Source organism: Nocardioides alpinus, assembly GCF_900112035.1.
GTDB classification, from domain to species: Bacteria; Actinomycetota; Actinomycetes; order Propionibacteriales; family Nocardioidaceae; genus Nocardioides; species Nocardioides alpinus.
Genome location: NZ_FOKC01000001.1, coordinates 577998 through 594844 on the forward strand (window position 1 = coordinate 577998; position 16847 = coordinate 594844).

The following is a 16847-nucleotide window of genomic DNA, read 5'->3' on the forward strand; positions in this document are numbered from 1 at the left end:
GCAGGCTGATCAGCGCACGACGGTGTGTCGCAGGCACGCGAAGTCGCGGTTGCGGGTGACCTCCTCGAGGCGGAGCTCCACGTGGCGCGGCAGCACCGGGGCACCGCCGCCGATCGTGACCGGTGCGTACTGCAGCCACACCTCGTCGAGCAGCCCGGCATCGTGGAACTGACCGACGAGCTCTCCCCCGCCGACGATCCAGAGGTCCTTGCCGTCGGCCGCCTCGGTCATCGCGGCGTGCACGCGGCGCACGTCGTCGCGGTCGAAGCGCACGCTGTCGGGAGCCTCGGGGAAGGTGCGGTGGGTCATCACCCAGGTGGGCAGCGGACCCCACGGGTCGTCGTCGTGGTCGAGGATCCACTGCCAGGTCGTGGCGCCCATGACGCAGGCCCCGATCCGCTCGCGGAAGCCGGGATAGGCCATCGGCCCGTCCATGTCGATGTCACGGCTGGTCAGCCAGTCGAGGGAGTGGTCGTCGGTCGCGATGAAGCCGTCCAGGGTGCACCCGGTGTAGTAGATGGTCGCCATGGACCCACTCTGGCACCGACGTCCGACACCGGGCCCGATCGGCTTGGTCGACGTTGCGGCCGGTGTGGTCAGCGCACGAGCGCATCCAGCGCGGGCTCCGCGGCCTCGACCGGCAGGTGTTCGAGGGTGACCAGCTGGGCCATGCCGTGGACGGTCGACCACAGAGCGGCCGACAGCGCCATCACGTCACGCCCCTCGTAGCCCGGCTCACGGACCAGCGCAGCGACCTCGGCGGCGAGCAGGTCCTCGTTGCGGGTGATCAGCGGCGCCATCTCCGCGCTCGGGGTGCCGGCCGCGCAGTAGTCGGGGTCGAAGACGAGCGCGAAGGCCTGCGGGTGGGCGGCGGCGTAGCGCACGTACGCGAGGCCGAGCGCCCGCACCCGCTCGACCGGGCCGGTCGCGGCGGCGACCGCCTCCTCCTGGGCGCTGAGCAGGGCGGCCATCCCGCGGACGCCGAGCGCGCGCAGCAGCGCGGCCCGGTCGCCGAAGTGGTGGTAGGGCGCGTTGTGGCTGACCCCGGCGCGGCGGGCCACCTCGCGCAGGCTGATCTTCGCGGCCGAGGTGGTCTCGAGCAGGTCGAGCGCGGCGTCCTCGAGGGCGGCCTGGAGGTTGCCGTGGTGGTACCCGCCCGCGGGTTTCGCCATAGATCTTGACATGAGCAACATCCTACTCCAATGTGGGCGGTGTCCAGTTTCTTGTCACTGTCCAGATTGGAACAACCATGGCCACCATCCTCGCCATCGACGGGCACCCCGACCCCGCCTCGCTCACCGCCCAGCTTGCCGCGTCGTACGCTGCGGGCGCCGGCCCCGGTGCCACCCTCCTCACGCTGCGCGACCTCGACTTCGACCTCACCCTCCGCACCGGCTACCGCACGCCGCAGGACCTCGAGCCCGACCTCTTCCGCGCCCAGGCACTGCTCGAGCAGGCCGACCACGTCGCCGTCTTCACCCCGCTGTGGTGGGGCTCGGTCCCCGCGCTGCTGAAGGGCTTCTTCGACCGGACCCTCGAGCGCGGATGGGCCTTCCGCTACAAGGAGAACGGCATGCCCGAGGGCCTGCTCGCCGGCCGCACCGGGCGGCTCGCGGTGACGTCGGACTCGCCGCGGTGGTACCTCCCGATCGTCGGGGACAGCACCGTCAAGCAGGTCAAGGGCCGGACCCTGGAGTTCTGCGGCATCAAGCCGACCAAGGTGACGCGCTACGCCGACGTGCGCGGACGCAGCGAGGCCGACATCGCCGCGTGGATCCGGGGTGCCGCCGACCTCGGCGCGGCCGACGCCGCCCGCCCCGCCGTCGTACGACCGGCGCGGGAGCTCGCCGCGCGCTGACCTAGGCAGGCAGGGCCGCGATCGCCTTCTCGACCCGGTCCGGGTCGTCGTGGTCGACCCAGACGATGCGCGGGTCCTTGCGGAACCAGCCGTCCTGGCGCCGCGCGAAGCGGCGGGTCGCGTTGGTGGTCTGCTCGATCGCCTCGGCGAGGGTGCGGTCGCCGGCGAGGAAGCCGACGACCTCGCGGTAGCCGATCGCCCTGCTGGCCGTACGCCCCTGGGCCAGGCCGCGAGCGAGGAGGGCCTCGACCTCCTCGACGAACCCGGCCGCGAACATCTCCTCGACCCGGCGCGCGATCCGCTGGTCGAGCGTCGGCCGGTCGATGTCGACGCCGATCTGCACCGTCCGCGGGTCGGCGTACTCCAGGCGCGGGAGGCTGGCGCTGTAGGGGCGGCCGGTGAGCGCGACCACCTCGAGGGCGCGTACGACGCGGCGTCCGTTGTCGGGCTCGATCCGTGCTGCCGCGTCCGGGTCGACCCCGGCCAGCCGGGCGTGGAGCGCCGGGCCGCCGATCCGCTCGAGCTCCACCTCGAGCTCGCGCCGCAGCGACTCGTCGGTGCCGGGGAACTCGAAGCGGTCGATGATCGCGCGGGTGTAGAGCGCGGAGCCGCCGACCAGCACCGGGGTCGCCCCGCGCCCCCGGATCTCCGCCACGGCCTCGCGGGCGCGCTCCTGGAACGCCGCGACCGTGGACGACTCGGTGATGTCGAGCAGGTCGAGGAGGTGGTGCGCGATCCCGCGGCGCTCGGCCACCGGCACCTTGGCGGTGCCGATGTCCATGCCGCGGTAGACCTGCATCGCGTCGGTGTTGACCACCTCGCCGCCGAGCCTCTCGGCCAGGTCGAGGCTCAGTCCGCTCTTGCCCGACGCGGTGGCGCCGACGAGCGCGACGATCGGCTGGGCGGGCATGGGTGCATCTTCCCAGCAGCCGTCGGATGAGGAGGCAGCCCCTAGATTGGGCACCAGGTCCTGCCTATCGGGGCGGGCACTGACCGAGGGGCAGACATGGGATTCCTGGACAAGGCCAAGGAGCAGCTCACCAAGGCGGTCGACCAGCACGGCGACAAGATCAACGACGGCATCGACAAGGCCGCCAAGCTCGCCAACGACAAGACCGGCGGCAAGCACGCCGACAAGATCGACCAGGCCACCGGCAAGGCGCGCGACGCCCTCGACTCGCTCGACGGCAAGAACGACGACATCCCGCCGCCCCCGCCCGGCACCCCTCGCTGAACCGGCCCCTAGGGTCGGAGGGGTGAGCTTCGTCCTCGTCCCGGCCTCCTACGTCTACCTCCTGCGCGAGGGAGCCGACGGCACGGAGGTCCTCCTCCAGCTGCGGCAGGGCACGCCCTACATGGACGGTCACTGGGCGGCAGCCGCCGCCGGGCACGTCGAGCGGGGCGAGACGGCGTACGACGCCGCGCGCCGCGAGGCGGCCGAGGAGCTCGGCGTCACCGACGTCGGCCTGGAGTTCGCGTTCACGATGCAGCGCACCCAGCACGCGGAGGCGATCGACGAGCGCGTCGACTGGTTCTTCACCGCACGGACGTGGGCCGGCGAGCCGCGCGTGGTCGAGCCGGAGAAGTGCGCCGAGATCCGCTGGTGCCCCCTCGACCGGCTGCCGGAGCCGATGGTGCCGCACGAGGCGTACGCGTTGGCGCACCTCTTCTCCGACACCGCCTACCTGACCTTCGGCTGGCAGGCCTGACCCACCGCCCGCCCCGTCGGGGGTGGTCGGCGCGCGCGCCACGCGACAAGATCACGAGACACCGACCTGTGGGAGGGAACCGATGAGCACCGACGACCTGAGCCCGATGCCGACGCCGACGACCGAGGACCCGGAGCTCTATCCGGGTGGCGTGGACGCACTGGCCGACGCCCCCGAGGACAACGGGCTGGGCCGCGACCTGAACCCCGCCGACAACCCGGCCGTGGACGACGTGCTGCCCGACCAGATCGCGGAGGCCGACGACAAGTCGCAGGCGCCCGACGGCGAGGCCGACGACGCCGAGTCGGGGACGACCAAGTCCTCCGACTCCTCCGACTCCGAGCCGGACGCCGGCCAGGAGGCCGAGGACGGCTCGGTCGAGCCCCCGGCCTGACCCTGCCTTGATCCGCGGTACGGCCCGCGGCGAGGACCGTGGAGCTCGTGAGCCGCGTGGTGGCTCAGGAGCTCCACGATCGTGTGGGAGTCACCGCGTAGGCGGTGACTCCGACACGTGCGGAGCTCACGCCGCCTCGGCCCACGCGCACCCTGCCCCGCACGGTCGACCGGCCGGCCACCCCGCCCGCTCGAAGACCAGCGAGAGCTTGGCCGCCGTGGTGCACGGTCGCCCGACCACCTGGCCCCACGTGAGGCGTACGGTCCCCTGGCCGGCGACGGCGGCATCGAGGTCGCGCTCGAAGTCCCGGTCACGCTGCTCGGCCGTGTCGTGGAACAGCCGTCCGTCGAGCTCGACGAGCTGCTGCTCCCCCACCGCGATGTCGCGGTAGACCACGCCGCTGATCGTCCCGGCGCGGACCTGGCGACGCCCCGACGGCAGGCCGTGCGGACGCTCGACGCGCGTGAGGTAGGCGTGCTCCAGCACCGAGCACGTCCCCCGCGCGACGTCGGCGAGGACCGACTCCAGGAACAGGCGGTGGGGCGCCCGTGCGCGTCCGGCCAACGACTCCTGCATCCGGACGGCGGTGGTGTGGCGACTCTGGACAGCGCGCGCGATCGCCCCGATCGCCTCCATCTCGCCCGACATCGCCAGCGCCACGTCCAGCGCTGCCTCGTCGTACTTCATGCGCGGCGGGCCGACGTTCCACAGGACCCGGTCCACCAGGTCGAAGGTGCGCACCACGGTGATGCCGGCCGGAGCGAGCACCCGGCGGTCGCGCGCCACCGCGACGACGATCGCCTCGGAACCGTCGCGGCGCCCCGGACCGTCGGCGGCACGCACGGCGGAGGCTGCGGCGAGCGCGGCGCCGAGGCCGTCGACGCGCGGCGCCTCGTCCCGTCGGCGACTGTCGTAGGACGCGCACGCCAGCACCCCGGCCCAGGCCCGCTGGATCCAGGCGGGCTCGCCGGTGTGGTTGACGAAGACCCCCGGATGGAGCGGCGTGAGGTCGCGACGTCGTACGAGCCGGCGCAGGTCGTGGGGCTCGAGACCGAGGTCGGCCACCTGGCGCCGCGAGATGACGCCCGACTGTTCGGCGAGCGTACGGGCAAGTCGTTCCATGCCTCACGACGATCCCCGTGGTCCGGCGCCGGGCGCGACCCCCGATGAGCAATCTGTGGACAACGTGATCGTGGAGCTCGTGAGTCGCATGTCGGCTCAGGAGCTCCACGATCGTGTGGGAGTCACCGCGTAGGCGGTGACTCCGACACGAGGTCAGCCGCAGGCAGGCGCCGGCGGGAGCGCCGCGGGCACCCCGACCGTCGGCATCCCGAGCCCGACGCCGGTCGGCGCGGGGGCCGAGGACGTACGCCGCTCCCACGCGTCGCCGGCGCGCGTGCGGCGCACCGAGCGGATCGCGCCGTCGGCGACGAGGTGGTGCGGGGCGGCGTAGGTGATCTCGACGGTGACCATGTCGCCGGGGCGCACCGAGTCCTCGGGCACGGAGGAGAAGTCGGCCGCGAAGTGCACGAGCCGGTTGTCGGGCGCGCGACCCGAGAGGCGGCGCGTGGCCGCGTCCTTGCGGCCCTCGCCCTCGGACACCATCAGCTCGACGGTGCGACCGACGAGGGTGGTGGACTCGGCCCAGGCGACCTCGTCGACCACGGCGGCGAGGCGCAGGTAGCGGTCCTTCACGACCTGCGGCGACACCTGGTCGTCGAGGGTCGCGGCAGGCGTGCCGGGGCGCTTGGAGTACTGGAAGGTGTACGCCGAGGAGAAGCGCGCCGCGCGCACGACGTCGAGCGTCGCCTGGAAGTCGTCCTCGGTCTCGCCGGGGAAGCCGACGATGATGTCGGTGGTGATCGCGGCGTCCGGGATCGCGGCACGCACCCGCTCGATGATCCCGAGGTACTTCGACTGGCGGTAGGACCGGCGCATGTCGCGCAGCACCTTGTCGGAGCCGGACTGCAGCGGCATGTGGAGCGACGGCATCACGTTGGGCGTCTCGGCCATCGCCTCGATGACGTCGTCGGTGAACTCCGCCGGGTGCGGGGAGGTGAAGCGCACCCGCTCCAGCCCCTCGATCTCACCGCAGGCGCGCAGGAGCTTGGAGAAGGCCTGCCGGTCGCCGAACTCCACGCCGTAGGCGTTCACGTTCTGACCGAGCAGGGTGATCTCGGTGACCCCCTCCGCCACGAGGGCGGAGATCTCGGCGAGGATCTCGCCGGGGCGGCGGTCCTTCTCCTTGCCCCGCAGCGCGGGGACGATGCAGAACGTGCAGGTGTTGTTGCACCCGACCGAGATCGACACCCACGCGGCGTAGGCCGACTCGCGCTTGGTCGGCAGGGTCGAGGGGAAGACCGACAGGGACTCGAGGATCTCGACCTGCGCCTCCTCCATCACCCGCGCCCGCTCGAGCAGCACCGGCAGCGAGCCGATGTTGTGGGTGCCGAAGACGACGTCGACCCACGGCGCCCTCGTGGTGATCGTGTCGCGGTCCTTCTGGGCCAGGCAGCCGCCGACCGCGATCTGCATGCCGGGCGTGACGGCCTTGACCGAGGCGAGCTGGCCGAGGTTGCCGTAGAGCTTGTTGTCGGCGTTCTCGCGCACCGCGCAGGTGTTGAAGACGACGACGTCGGCGGGCGCCTCGGTCCCGGCCCGCACGTAGCCGGCGTCCTCCAGCAGACCACTGAGGCGCTCGGAGTCGTGGACGTTCATCTGGCACCCGTGGGTGCGGACCTCATAGGTGCGCGGGGTGTCGACAACGGCAGTCATGGTGGCTCCAGCGTACGGCGGGCGGCAGGCACCGAGGGAATCCGCAGCCCGACCCTCACCGAACGGCCTCAAGCACCCCAAAGGGTGTACCCGAAGGGGTGAGGGGTAGCCCGCACGGCACTCCGCTCGCGCTCGGCATGGCCCGAAAAGGCCATGCGCAACGCCCTGTTCGGGCCACGTCCTCAAGTTTCCGTTGATTTCTCCCTCTTTTTGACACAAGGTGCTCCCCTGATCAACAAGGCGGTAACAACTACGGGAGATCGGGCCCCGTGAGCCACTACGGATTCACCACGGGGGACCACTCATGAGCATCTTCGACGCCTTCGCATCCACGGATGCACGCGTGAACCAGAAGGTCGACCGCGTTTTCCGTGGTGTCCTCGCACTGATTGTCACCATTTTGTTGCTCTCCCTCAGTGTGACCCGCGCCGACGCCGCCGAGCAACGGCCGTCACCGGTGGCCCGCAAGGCTGAAGTACGCGGCACCCTGGCGTCGCTGCCGCCGATCGTGCAGCCCGGCACCTCGCCCGCCGCCCCGTCCGACGCCGGGACCCTGGTCGCCACCTTCACCCCCGCCTCGCCGGGCCAGAAGGTCACCCTCGAGCGCCAGACCCGACGGGGCTGGAAGGCCGTCTCGACCGCCACCGAGGACGCCTGGGGCTCGGCCTCCTTCGCACCGTCCGTCGGCACCTACCGCGCCCGCACCACCACCGACGGCCGCACCTGGGTCACCGGCAGCGTCACGACCACCCGCTGGCAGGCGGCGTTCGAGGACGAGTTCTCCGGCACCACGCTCGACACCTCGGTCTGGAACGATCAGAAGCGCGAGCACGAGAGCGTCTACGCCCCCCGCACCTGCGCCCGCGTCGACCCCAGCGCCCGTCGCGTCGCCGACGGCGTCCTGCACCTCGGCGTCGCCCTCGACCCCGCGCTCGCCGGCGCCCCGTGCGACTACACCTCGACCCGCGCCGCCGGCACCACCACGGGCACCAGCCCGTACCTGCTCAACAGCCAGATCTCCACCGAGTACACGCGCTTCTTCCGGCACGGCATCGTCGCCGCCCGCATCAAGCCGCAGCGTGCGAAGGGCATGCACTCCGGTTTCTGGATGCTGCCCGCCGGGACGACGTACGTCGACGGCACGCCGTCGGCCGGCACCGAGATCGACGTGATGGAGTTCTTCGGCGAGAACGGCCGCGGCAACGAGACCATCAGCTCCAGCGTCCACTACTACGAGGCCGACTGGGAGAAGGTCAGCCTCGGCGACATGTACCCGACCGCGCGCCGCGCCCTCGGCAGGGGTCGCAGCTGGTGGAACGAGTTCCACGTCTTCTCGGTCGAGTGGACCCCCACGACGTACGTCTTCCGCGTCGACGGCCGGGAGTACTACCGCGAGACCCGCGCCGTGTCCCAGGCCGACCAGTACCTCGTGCTGTCGAACCTCACCTCCGACTACGAGCTCGGCGAGCTCACCTCCGACGAGATGGGCGACACCGCGCAGGTCGACTGGGTCCGGGTCTTCGACGGCACGTCGCGCCAGGCGTCCCGCGTCACCCTCGGACGCCGGGCCCGCTGACGGTCCTCGGCCCTGCCCGACAAGGCCGAGATGACCGTCACAGCGGCGCCCCGACGGCACCCCGTGGGCGAAATCGTGCGCGAACTGTGATGATCCGTTCGGGCCATGCACCGTGGCCCGAACGGGCCACCTGCCGATAGGTTGCGCCTATGACCGCGCAGGAATCGGGACCCGTCACGGCCGCCAAGGGCGAGCCCCTCGTCGTGCTGAGCGACGTGCAGAAGCACTTCGGACAGCTCCATGCCCTCAAGGACATCGACCTCTCCGTCGCCCGCGGCGAGGTCGTGGTGGTGATCGGCCCGTCGGGCTCCGGCAAGTCGACGTTGTGCCGCACCATCAACCGCCTCGAGACCATCGACGAGGGCACGATCACCCTCGACGGCCAGCCGCTGCCGCAGGAGGGCAAGGCCCTGGCCGCGCTGCGCGCCGAGGTCGGCATGGTCTTCCAGAGCTTCAACCTCTTCGCCCACAAGACGATCCTCGAGAACGTCACGCTCGGCCCGATCAAGGTCCGCGGCATGAAGAAGGACGCGGCGGACAAGAAGGCCCGCGAGCTGCTCGAGCGGGTCGGCGTCGGCCACCAGGCCGAGAAGTACCCCGCCCAGCTCTCCGGCGGCCAGCAGCAGCGCGTCGCGATCGCCCGCGCGCTGGCCATGGAGCCCAAGGTGATGCTCTTCGACGAGCCGACCTCGGCGCTCGACCCGGAGATGATCAAGGAGGTCCTCGACGTCATGGTCGACCTCGCCGAGCAGGGCATGACGATGATCGTGGTCACCCACGAGATGGGCTTCGCGCGCACCGCCGCGCACCGCGTCGTGTTCATGGCCGACGGCGCCATCGTCGAGGAGAACACCCCGGAGGAGTTCTTCACCCACCCCACCTCGGACCGCGCCAAGGACTTCCTCGGCAAGATCCTCAAGCACTGATCCATCTCGCCACACCACAACGGGGGCCGAAGGTTCTTCGGCTCGGGACAGAAGGAGACGCAATGCGATTCACACGGACAAAGGCGATCATCGCCACTGCGGGGCTGGCGCTGGCGCTGGCCGCGTGCGGTGACGCCGGGGACGACACCGAGGCCGTCGACGTGGAGGTCGCTGACGACGCGGCTTCGTCGTTCGAGGACGGCACCCGCATGAAGGAGCTGGCCGACGCCGGCACCATCAACGTCGGGGTCAAGTTCGACCAGCCCGGCCTCGGCTTCAAGGACGCGGCCTCGGACATGCCGACCGGCTTCGACGTCGAGATGGCCAAGGTGCTCGTGGCCAGCCTCGGCATCGACCCCAACGACACGGAGAAGGTCAAGTACGTCGAGACCATCTCCGACAACCGCGAGCCCTTCCTCGAGGACGGCACCGTCGACCTCGTGCTGGCGTCGTACTCGATCACCGACGAGCGCCGCGCGGTCGTCGGCCAGGCCGGCCCCTACCTCGTCACCGGCCAGCAGCTGCTGGTCGCCGCCGACAGCGACATCGCCGACGTCGCCGACGTCGAGGGCGAGGAGGTCTGCTCGGTGACGGGCTCGACCTCGCTCGACAACATCGAGGCCGAGGGTGCCAAGCCGGTCGGCTTCGACACCTACAGCGAGTGCGTGGAGAAGGTGCTCGACGGCACCGTCTCGGCGATGACCACCGACGGCACCATCCTCGCCGGCTACGCCGCGCAGAACGAGGGTGACCTGAAGGTCGTCGGCGACGAGTTCTCCGAGGAGCGCATCGGCGTCGGCTACTCCATCGACAGCCCGGAGATGTGCCAGTGGATCGTCGACACGATCACCGAGGCCTACGACGACGGCACCTACGAGGAGGCCTTCACGGCCACGCTCGGGCCGTCGGGCGTCGAGGTCCCGGAGCTTCCCGAGATGGACGCCTGCGAGTCCTGAGCACCTGATCCGCACCCCGGGCCCGGCGGCGACGTCGGGCCCGGGGTCGGACACCCCCACCTGAGAGGAGTGGCGTGAACGCCGTCCTGGACAACTTCGACCTGGTGCTGAAGGCCTTCGGCTACACGGTCTTCCTGTTCCTGGTCTCCGCAGTGATCTCCCTGCTGCTCGGCACGGTGCTGGCCGCCATGCGCGTCGGACCGGTCTCCGTGCTGCGCATGTTCGGCACCGGCTACGTCACCCTCGTCCGCAACACCCCGCTCGTCATGATCTTCCTGTTCTTCCAGCTCGGCGCGGGCAAGATCTTCGACTGGCTGCGCTTCAGCTGGGTCGACATCCAGATCGGCCCCTTCGACTTCACCTCGTTCTTCAGCGCCGCCGTCGCCGCGCTGAGCCTCTACACCGCCGCCTTCATCTGCGAGGCGATCCGCGCCGGCGTCAACGCCGTGCCCCTGGGGCAGGCCGAGGCCGCCCGCGCGATCGGGCTCCCCTTCTCCGGCGTCATGTCGCAGGTGGTGCTGCCCCAGGCCGTACGCGCCTCGGTGCCGCCGCTGGCCAGCACGCTGATCGCGCTGCTCAAGAACACCTCGATCGCCGGCGTCTTCGGTGTCATCGAGGCGGTCGGCCGGATGAAGGGCTTCACCAACGACTACGCCGACCAGCGGTGGGGCATCTTCATCTGCTTCGCCCTCGGCTACATCATCCTCGTCGAGCTGATCTCGGCCGTCGCCCTCCTCCTCGAGCGCCGTTGGAAGGTGGCATGACATGAGTGCCGGAGTCCTCTTCGACAGCCCCGGGCCCGCGACGATCGCGCGGCACCGGACGTACAGCATCGTGGCCGGTGTGGCGATGCTCGCCGCGGTCGCGTTCGTCCTCTGGCGGCTCTACGCCACGGGGCAGTTCGAGTACGACAAGTGGGAGCCGTTCATCACCCCGCGCTACATCGAGGCGATCCTGGTCGATGGCCTGCTCGTGACCCTGCAGATGGCCTTCAGCGCCGTCATCGGCGCGGTCGTCTTCGGCGTCGTCTTCGGCATCGGCAAGCTCTCCGACCACGCGTGGCTGCGGTGGCCCTGCTGGCTGGTGGTCGAGTTCTTCCGGGCCGTGCCGGTCATCATGCTGATGATCTTCTGCTTCTACGCGATCTTCAGCGGGATGGACCCGCTCAGCCGACGGACGTACTGGTCCGTCGTGCTCGCCCTCACCCTCTACAACGGCGCCGTGCTCGCAGAGGTCTTCCGCGCCGGCATCAACGCGGTGCCCAAGGGACAGGCCGAGGCGGCGTACGCCATCGGCATGCGCAAGACGCAGGTCATGACCGTCGTGCTGCTCCCCCAGGCGGTCAAGATCATGATCCCGGCGATCATCAGCCAGATGGTGGTCGCGCTCAAGGACACCAGCCTCGGCTATGCCGTCGCGGGCCTGGGACTCACCCGGATCGCCAAGCCGATCTACCAGCAGTTCGGCAACCACGTGCCGACGATCATCGTCATCACTGCGATGTACGTCGTGGTGAACCTGCTGCTGACCGCGCTGGCGATGTGGCTGCAGCGCAAGTTCGTCGGGGAGAAGGACGTGCTCGAGGTCGGCATGGTCGGCGACGTCAAGACCGGCGCGTCAGCGCCCTTCCACAAGGGCGACACGGGCGGCGGGGGCGGCGGCGGCATCTAGCCCGACGTCAGCGTCGCGGCTTCGCCGACAACCAGAGCCGGATCTCGCCCTCGACCACGACGGTGCCGTCCTGGCGTACGCCCCGGACGCGCACCGGCAGGTCGTACCCCTCGCCGAGGTCGGCGGTCCACTGGCCGGGGTCGGTCTCGGCGATGCAGGTGATGTCGGAGTCGGCCTTGGCGGTGTAGGCGACCTCCATGCCCTTCGGGATCCAGCGACGGTCCCGCGGGATGGTCGACTCGGCGAGCGCACCCATCGCCGCCTCGAGGCCGTTGCACAGCGCGATCGCGTGCACGGTCCCGATGTGGTTGTGCACGCCCCGGCGCTTGCGGATGACCAGCTCGGCCCGGTCGGGCTCGATCACGGTGAACCGGGGCCGGATCGTGGCGAAGTAGGGCGCCTTCTGGCTGAAGGCGAACGAGAAGATCCTCCTCCCCAGGGGCAGCGCGGAGGTCTTCTTCCAGAGGTCGAGGACAGCAGGCATGCCGGTGAGGTTACTGCTGAGTAACCAGCCAGGCAAGAATCCGCTCGGCCACCTCGTCCGGTGCGAGGTCGGTGTTGTCGATGACGAGATGGGGCCACCGCGCGAGCAGCCGCTCCCCCGGCGCGTCCAGGCCGGGCGACGAGGTGAGCCGCTCGGCGTCGAGCTCGCGGACGTTGGCGTCGGACCAGTCGACGTCGCGCTTGGACTTCTTCTCGGACAGCCGGTGCTCGGTGCGGTTGCGCACGAGACGGGTGTCGAGGTCGGCCACGAGCTCGACGACGGCGACGTGGCCGTCGTACGGCGCGACCAGCCGCTGGAGGTAGTCGGCCTCGTCGGCCTCGTCCATCCCCCAGACGAACGTGAAGACCAGGTCGGCCCCCACGGTCGCCGCCTCCTCCATCACCCGCCGGCGGAACTCGCTGTTGAGGGTGCGGAACGCCGGCGTGCCGTAGTCGAAGACGTCGAGCAGCATCTCGATCGTGTGGTGGTTGTGGAAGAGCCGGAAGGACGAGCGGTCGGCGACAGCACGGCCGACCGTCATCTTGCCGACGGCGGGCGGTCCGATGATCAGCAGCAGGCGCATCCGGAGATGGTGCCCGAGGGTGGGCAGCACCGCACCTGATATCCGACGACGCCGTGGACGTGATCCGTGCTCGATCCGTCCGCCACCTCCTCAGGCGGCGGCGAGGACCTCGACCCGGTTCCCGTGGCCGTCGAAGGTGTGGAACCGGACGTGGCCGGCGAACGAGTCCCGCTGGCTCTCGTCGACCTCGAAGCCGAGGGCGCGCAGGCGCGCGGCGACCATGTCCAGGTCCGGGACGACGAAGGCCGGGTGCGCCTTGCGGGCCGGATTGAACGGGTCCTCGACGCCCACGTGCAGCTCGGCGCCGACCGCACCCGCGTCGTCGTACGCCCGGAACCAGCAGCCCCGCGCGCCGCGAGCTCCGCCGGCTTGTCGACCTCGCTCATCCCGAGGCCCTCGGCGTAGAAGCGACGCGCAGCGTCCTCGCCGCCGGGCGGGCACGCGACCTGCACGTGGTGCAGCCGCATCACGGGGCCTTGCGGGCGACGGCGAAGATCCGGCGGAACGGCATGACGACCCGACCCGAGGCGTCGGCGGGGTAGGCCCGGCGCAGCAACGCGCGGAACTCGTCCTCGAAGTCCTCCCGCAGCCCGTCCGGCAGCGCCTGGATCGTGGGGCGGGCGCCCGTGCCGGACACCCAGTCGAAGACAGGGTCGGCGCCGGTGAGGACGTGGAGGTAGGTCGTCTCCCAGACGTCCACCTCGCAGCCGAGGTCGAGCAGCAGGCGGGCGTAGTCGTCCGGCTCGTGGCTCGCGGGCACGGCGACGCCGCGTACGTGCTCGGCGTAGGGCGCGCGCTCGGCGATGTCGGTGCGGAGCGTGTGGCTCGGCTCCCCGAAGTTGCCGGGGACCTGGAAGGCGAACCACCCTCCCGGAGCGACCCGGTCGACGAGGCGCGGCAGCACCTCGAGGTGGTCGGGAAGCCACTGGAGCGTCGCGTTGGAGACGAGCACGTCGACGGGCGAGACCAGCGTGACCGCGTCGGGCCGGGCCCAGTCGCGGAGGTCGGCGACCTCCCAGGTGATGCCCCCGATGTCACGGGCTGCGGCGATCATCTCGGCGCTGCTGTCGATGCCGGTGATGTCAGCGCCCGGCCAGCGATCGGCGAGGAGCGAGGTCAGGTTGCCCGGGCCGCAGCCGAGGTCGACGACGACCCGCGGCGTCTCGGCGGGCACCCGCGCCAGCAGGTCGACGAACGGCCTCCCGCGCTCGTCGGCGTACGCGAGGTAGCGGTCGGGGTCCCAGGTGTGGCTCATGGCGTGTGTCTCCTTCTCCCGTCGGGGTGGTCCAGTGACCGATGGTCGTCATTGTGGCTCGACCACGACCATTCCTCACTGGACTACGCCGCGAAGTATCTTGATGTCGAGAGAATCAGCCTCACGCCAAACCATCTCGATGTCAAGATTCTCGACCGATCTGGCACACTGACGCCATGCGTGACGAGGTGGACGACCTGGTCGAGGCCTGGGGCCGCGAGCGCGGCGACCTCGACCTCGCGCCCGTCGAGGTGTTCTCGCGCATCAGCCGGCTCGCCCGCCACCTCGACCTGGCCCGCCGCGACGCCTTCACCGCGCACGGCATCGAGTCGTGGGAGTTCGACGTGCTGGCGGCGCTGCGGCGCGCGGGAGCACCGTACGAGCTCTCCCCCGGCCGCCTGCTGCGCGAGACCCTCGTGACCAGCGGCACCATGACCAACCGCGTCGACCGGCTCACCGCACGCGGACTCGTCGAGCGGCTCCCGGACCCGCGGGACCGCCGCGGCGTGCTCGTCCGGCTGACGATCGAGGGCAAGGCCGCCGTCGACGGGGCGTTCGAGGCGCTGCTGGCCGCCGAGGCGGACCTGCTCACCGAGCTGCCCGAGCGGGAGCGTACGACGCTGGCCGGGCTGCTGCGCTCGCTGCTCGCGCCGTTCGGCACGCCCGCGTCGTAGACACGCGGACATTGGTCGCCCGGCGATCGGCCGCGCACGCCTGAGCCGGGCTGACGAGCCGACCATGGTCCGCGCGCCTCCTACTCCACGTGCTCCGAGGCCTCGAGCCACTCGAGCTCGAGCTCGTCCTTCTCCGCGGCGAGCTCGCCGAGCTGGTCGCCGACGCGCGCGAGCAGGGCGTAGTCGGTGAGGTTCGCCTCCATCTCGGCGTGGAGCTCGGCCTCGCGGGCGGCGATCCGCTCGAGCTGCTTCTCCACCTTGGCCAGCACCTTGCGGGCGGCGCGGTCCTCCGAGCTGCCGGCACGGGCCTTGGGCGCCGAGCCGTGGCTGGGGCCTGCGCTCGGCTGACCGGGTTTCGACGCGCTCGTTGCGACCTCGTGCCTCGGTCGCAGGGCTTGCTCAACCTCGTCTCGCGACGCCGCCCGCTCGTTCCTCGCGGCCTGCTGCTCGCTTGACTGCTCGCTTGCCCGCCGCTCGAGGTACTCGTCCACCCCACGCGGCAGCATCGACACCTGACCGTCGCCCAGCAGCGCCCACGTCGAGTCGGTGACCCGCTCGAGGAAGTAGCGGTCGTGCGAGACCACGATCAGCGTGCCGGGCCAACTGTCGAGGAAGTCCTCGAGCACGTTGAGGGTGTCGATGTCGAGGTCGTTGGTGGGCTCGTCGAGCAGCAGCACGTTGGGCTCGATGAGCAGCAGCTTGAGCAGCTGGAAGCGCCGCCGCTCGCCACCGGACAGGTCGCCGAGCCGCGCCGTCAGCCGGTCGCCGGTGAAGCCGAAGCGCTCCAGCAGCGAGGTCGCGGTGACCTCCTGGCCGTCCAGCGTCTTGCTGACGCGGCGGATCGCCTCGACCGTCGGCAGCACCCGTCCCTCGGGATCGACGTCGTCGAGCGCCTGGGTGAGGTGCTGCATGTCGACGGTCTTGCCGCGCTTGACCCGACCGACGTCGGGTGCGAGCGTCCCCGCGATCAGCGCGAGCAGCGACGTCTTCCCGGCGCCGTTGACCCCGACGATGCCGATCCGGTCGCCTGGTCCGATGCGCCAGGTGGCGTGCGTGAGGAGCGCCTTCTCGCCGCGCGCGAGATCGACGTCCTCGATGTCGATGACGTCCTTCCCGAGCCGCTGGCTGGCGAAGCGCTGGAGCTCCAGCCGGTCGCGCGGGTCGGGCACGTCCTCGATCAGGGCGTTGGCCGCGTCGATGCGGAACTTCGGCTTCGAGGTCCGCGCGGGGGCGCCGCGACGCAGCCAGGCCAGCTCCTTGCGTGCCAGGTTCTGCCGACGGGTCTCGGAGGCCGCGGCCTGGCGGGAGCGCTCGGCCTTCGCCAGGACGTACGCCGCGTAGCCGCCCTCGTAGGAGTCCACCGCGCCGTCGTGGACCTCCCACGTGGTCTGGCAGACCTCGTCGAGGAACCAGCGGTCGTGGGTCACCACGATGAGCGCGCTGGGCAGGCTGACCAGGTGGGCGGCGAGCCACGCGACGGCCTCGACGTCGAGGTGGTTGGTCGGCTCGTCGAGGATGACCAGGTCGTGGCGCGAGAGCAGGAGCGCGGCCAGCGCGCAGCGGCGTCGTTCGCCACCGGACAGCCCGACGACCGCACGGTCGAGGGTGACGCCGGCGAGCAGCTCCTCGACGACCTGACGGGTCGTCGGGTCGGCGGCCCACTCGTGGTCCTCGCGCCCGGCCAGCACGGCCTCGCGGACGGTGTGGGTGTCCACCAGCTCGTCGCCCTGGTGGAGGTAGCCGATCTCGATCCCGCGGGTCTTGGAGACGCGACCGGCGTCGGGCTCCTCCAGACCGGTCATCACCTCGAGCAGGGTGGTCTTGCCGTCGCCGTTGCGCCCGACGACCCCGACGCGCTCGCCGACGGAGATGCCGAGTGAGACGTTGTCGAGCAGCGGGCGGACGCCGTAGGACTTCGAGACGCGCTCGAGGTTGATGAGGTTGGCCATGTCGTGGCCGATCCTCTCAGGCACCACCCCGCGTACG

At 71.0% G+C, this 16847-nt stretch carries 20 protein-coding genes; 10 read left to right on the top strand and 10 right to left on the bottom strand.

Annotated elements, in window-relative coordinates:
- Positions 1-9 precede the first annotated feature (9 nt).
- Positions 10-528 carry a dihydrofolate reductase family protein gene (locus BM127_RS02780; protein WP_091193951.1) on the bottom strand — a complete coding sequence of 173 codons (519 nt, stop codon included), beginning with the start codon at positions 526-528 and terminating at the stop codon, positions 10-12.
- 68 nt (positions 529-596) lie between these two features.
- A complete protein-coding gene (locus BM127_RS02785) occupies positions 597-1184 on the bottom strand; it encodes a TetR/AcrR family transcriptional regulator (RefSeq protein WP_175507307.1) in 588 nt (195 codons plus the stop codon).
- Positions 1185-1249: 65 nt separating this feature from the next.
- Here BM127_RS02785 and BM127_RS02790 point away from each other — a divergent pair, with 65 nt between their 5' ends.
- Positions 1250-1858, top strand: coding sequence for an NAD(P)H-dependent oxidoreductase (locus tag BM127_RS02790; RefSeq protein ID WP_091193958.1), 609 nt, complete (start codon positions 1250-1252; stop codon positions 1856-1858).
- Between the two features lies 1 nt (position 1859).
- On the opposite strand, the gene miaA is transcribed toward BM127_RS02790, so the two are convergent.
- Positions 1860-2768: a tRNA (adenosine(37)-N6)-dimethylallyltransferase MiaA gene (gene miaA / locus BM127_RS02795; RefSeq protein ID WP_091193960.1), complete on the bottom strand. Its 909-nt coding sequence runs from the start codon at positions 2766-2768 to the stop codon at positions 1860-1862.
- A gap of 96 nt (positions 2769-2864) precedes the next feature.
- Between miaA and BM127_RS02800 the strand changes: the two genes are divergently transcribed.
- From BM127_RS02800 to BM127_RS02810, 3 genes are all read left to right on the top strand, one after another.
- Complete coding sequence (locus tag BM127_RS02800) at positions 2865-3092, top strand: antitoxin (protein WP_091193963.1); 228 nt, start codon at positions 2865-2867, stop codon at positions 3090-3092.
- A gap of 22 nt (positions 3093-3114) precedes the next feature.
- Positions 3115-3567: an NUDIX hydrolase gene (locus BM127_RS02805; RefSeq protein ID WP_091193964.1), complete on the top strand. Its 453-nt coding sequence runs from the start codon at positions 3115-3117 to the stop codon at positions 3565-3567.
- 82 nt (positions 3568-3649) lie between these two features.
- Positions 3650-3961, top strand: coding sequence for a hypothetical protein (locus BM127_RS02810; protein WP_091193966.1), 312 nt, complete (start codon positions 3650-3652; stop codon positions 3959-3961).
- Positions 3962-4087: 126 nt separating this feature from the next.
- On the opposite strand, the gene BM127_RS02815 is transcribed toward BM127_RS02810, so the two are convergent.
- Together BM127_RS02815 and miaB are read right to left on the bottom strand one after the other, a co-directional pair.
- Positions 4088-5083, bottom strand: a complete 996-nt coding sequence (locus BM127_RS02815; RefSeq protein ID WP_091193969.1) for a type IV toxin-antitoxin system AbiEi family antitoxin domain-containing protein — start codon at positions 5081-5083, stop codon at positions 4088-4090.
- Between the two features lie 153 nt (positions 5084-5236).
- Positions 5237-6736, bottom strand: a complete 1500-nt coding sequence (gene miaB, locus BM127_RS02820; RefSeq protein ID WP_091193972.1) for a tRNA (N6-isopentenyl adenosine(37)-C2)-methylthiotransferase MiaB — start codon at positions 6734-6736, stop codon at positions 5237-5239.
- Positions 6737-7040: 304 nt separating this feature from the next.
- Here miaB and BM127_RS22965 point away from each other — a divergent pair, with 304 nt between their 5' ends.
- From BM127_RS22965 to BM127_RS02845, 5 genes are all read left to right on the top strand, one after another.
- On the top strand, positions 7041-8312 hold the full coding sequence (locus BM127_RS22965) for a glycoside hydrolase family 16 protein (RefSeq protein WP_091193975.1): 1272 nt from the start codon (positions 7041-7043) through the stop codon (positions 8310-8312).
- Between the two features lie 149 nt (positions 8313-8461).
- On the top strand, positions 8462-9238 hold the full coding sequence (locus tag BM127_RS02830) for an amino acid ABC transporter ATP-binding protein (RefSeq protein WP_091193978.1): 777 nt from the start codon (positions 8462-8464) through the stop codon (positions 9236-9238).
- A 62-nt stretch (positions 9239-9300) separates the two neighbouring features.
- Complete coding sequence (locus tag BM127_RS02835; protein ID WP_091193980.1) at positions 9301-10194, top strand: glutamate ABC transporter substrate-binding protein; 894 nt, start codon at positions 9301-9303, stop codon at positions 10192-10194.
- A 74-nt stretch (positions 10195-10268) separates the two neighbouring features.
- On the top strand, positions 10269-10958 hold the full coding sequence (locus BM127_RS02840; protein WP_091193982.1) for an amino acid ABC transporter permease: 690 nt from the start codon (positions 10269-10271) through the stop codon (positions 10956-10958).
- Position 10959: 1 nt separating this feature from the next.
- The gene (locus tag BM127_RS02845) at positions 10960-11865 is read left to right on the top strand and encodes an amino acid ABC transporter permease (RefSeq protein WP_091193985.1); all 906 of its coding nucleotides are present in this window, start codon (positions 10960-10962) and stop codon (positions 11863-11865) included.
- Positions 11866-11872: 7 nt separating this feature from the next.
- Here BM127_RS02845 and BM127_RS02850 read toward each other — a convergent pair whose 3' ends face one another.
- The 4 genes from BM127_RS02850 to BM127_RS02865 all read right to left on the bottom strand — a co-directional run bounded on the left by BM127_RS02850 (position 11873) and on the right by BM127_RS02865 (position 14187).
- Positions 11873-12349, bottom strand: coding sequence for a hotdog fold domain-containing protein (locus tag BM127_RS02850; protein ID WP_091193988.1), 477 nt, complete (start codon positions 12347-12349; stop codon positions 11873-11875).
- Positions 12350-12359: 10 nt separating this feature from the next.
- Entirely contained in the window at positions 12360-12932 is a 573-nt protein-coding gene (locus BM127_RS02855; RefSeq protein WP_091193991.1) for an AAA family ATPase, read from the bottom strand.
- A gap of 90 nt (positions 12933-13022) precedes the next feature.
- Positions 13023-13223, bottom strand: coding sequence for a VOC family protein (locus tag BM127_RS22705; RefSeq protein ID WP_231263107.1), 201 nt, complete (start codon positions 13221-13223; stop codon positions 13023-13025).
- Positions 13224-13398: 175 nt separating this feature from the next.
- A complete protein-coding gene (locus BM127_RS02865) occupies positions 13399-14187 on the bottom strand; it encodes a trans-aconitate 2-methyltransferase (protein ID WP_091193994.1) in 789 nt (262 codons plus the stop codon).
- A gap of 176 nt (positions 14188-14363) precedes the next feature.
- Here BM127_RS02865 and BM127_RS02870 point away from each other — a divergent pair, with 176 nt between their 5' ends.
- Positions 14364-14861, top strand: a complete 498-nt coding sequence (locus BM127_RS02870; protein WP_091193997.1) for a MarR family winged helix-turn-helix transcriptional regulator — start codon at positions 14364-14366, stop codon at positions 14859-14861.
- A gap of 80 nt (positions 14862-14941) precedes the next feature.
- Here BM127_RS02870 and BM127_RS02875 read toward each other — a convergent pair whose 3' ends face one another.
- Entirely contained in the window at positions 14942-16810 is a 1869-nt protein-coding gene (locus BM127_RS02875) for an ABC-F family ATP-binding cassette domain-containing protein (RefSeq protein ID WP_091194000.1), read from the bottom strand.
- Positions 16811-16847 lie beyond the last annotated feature (37 nt).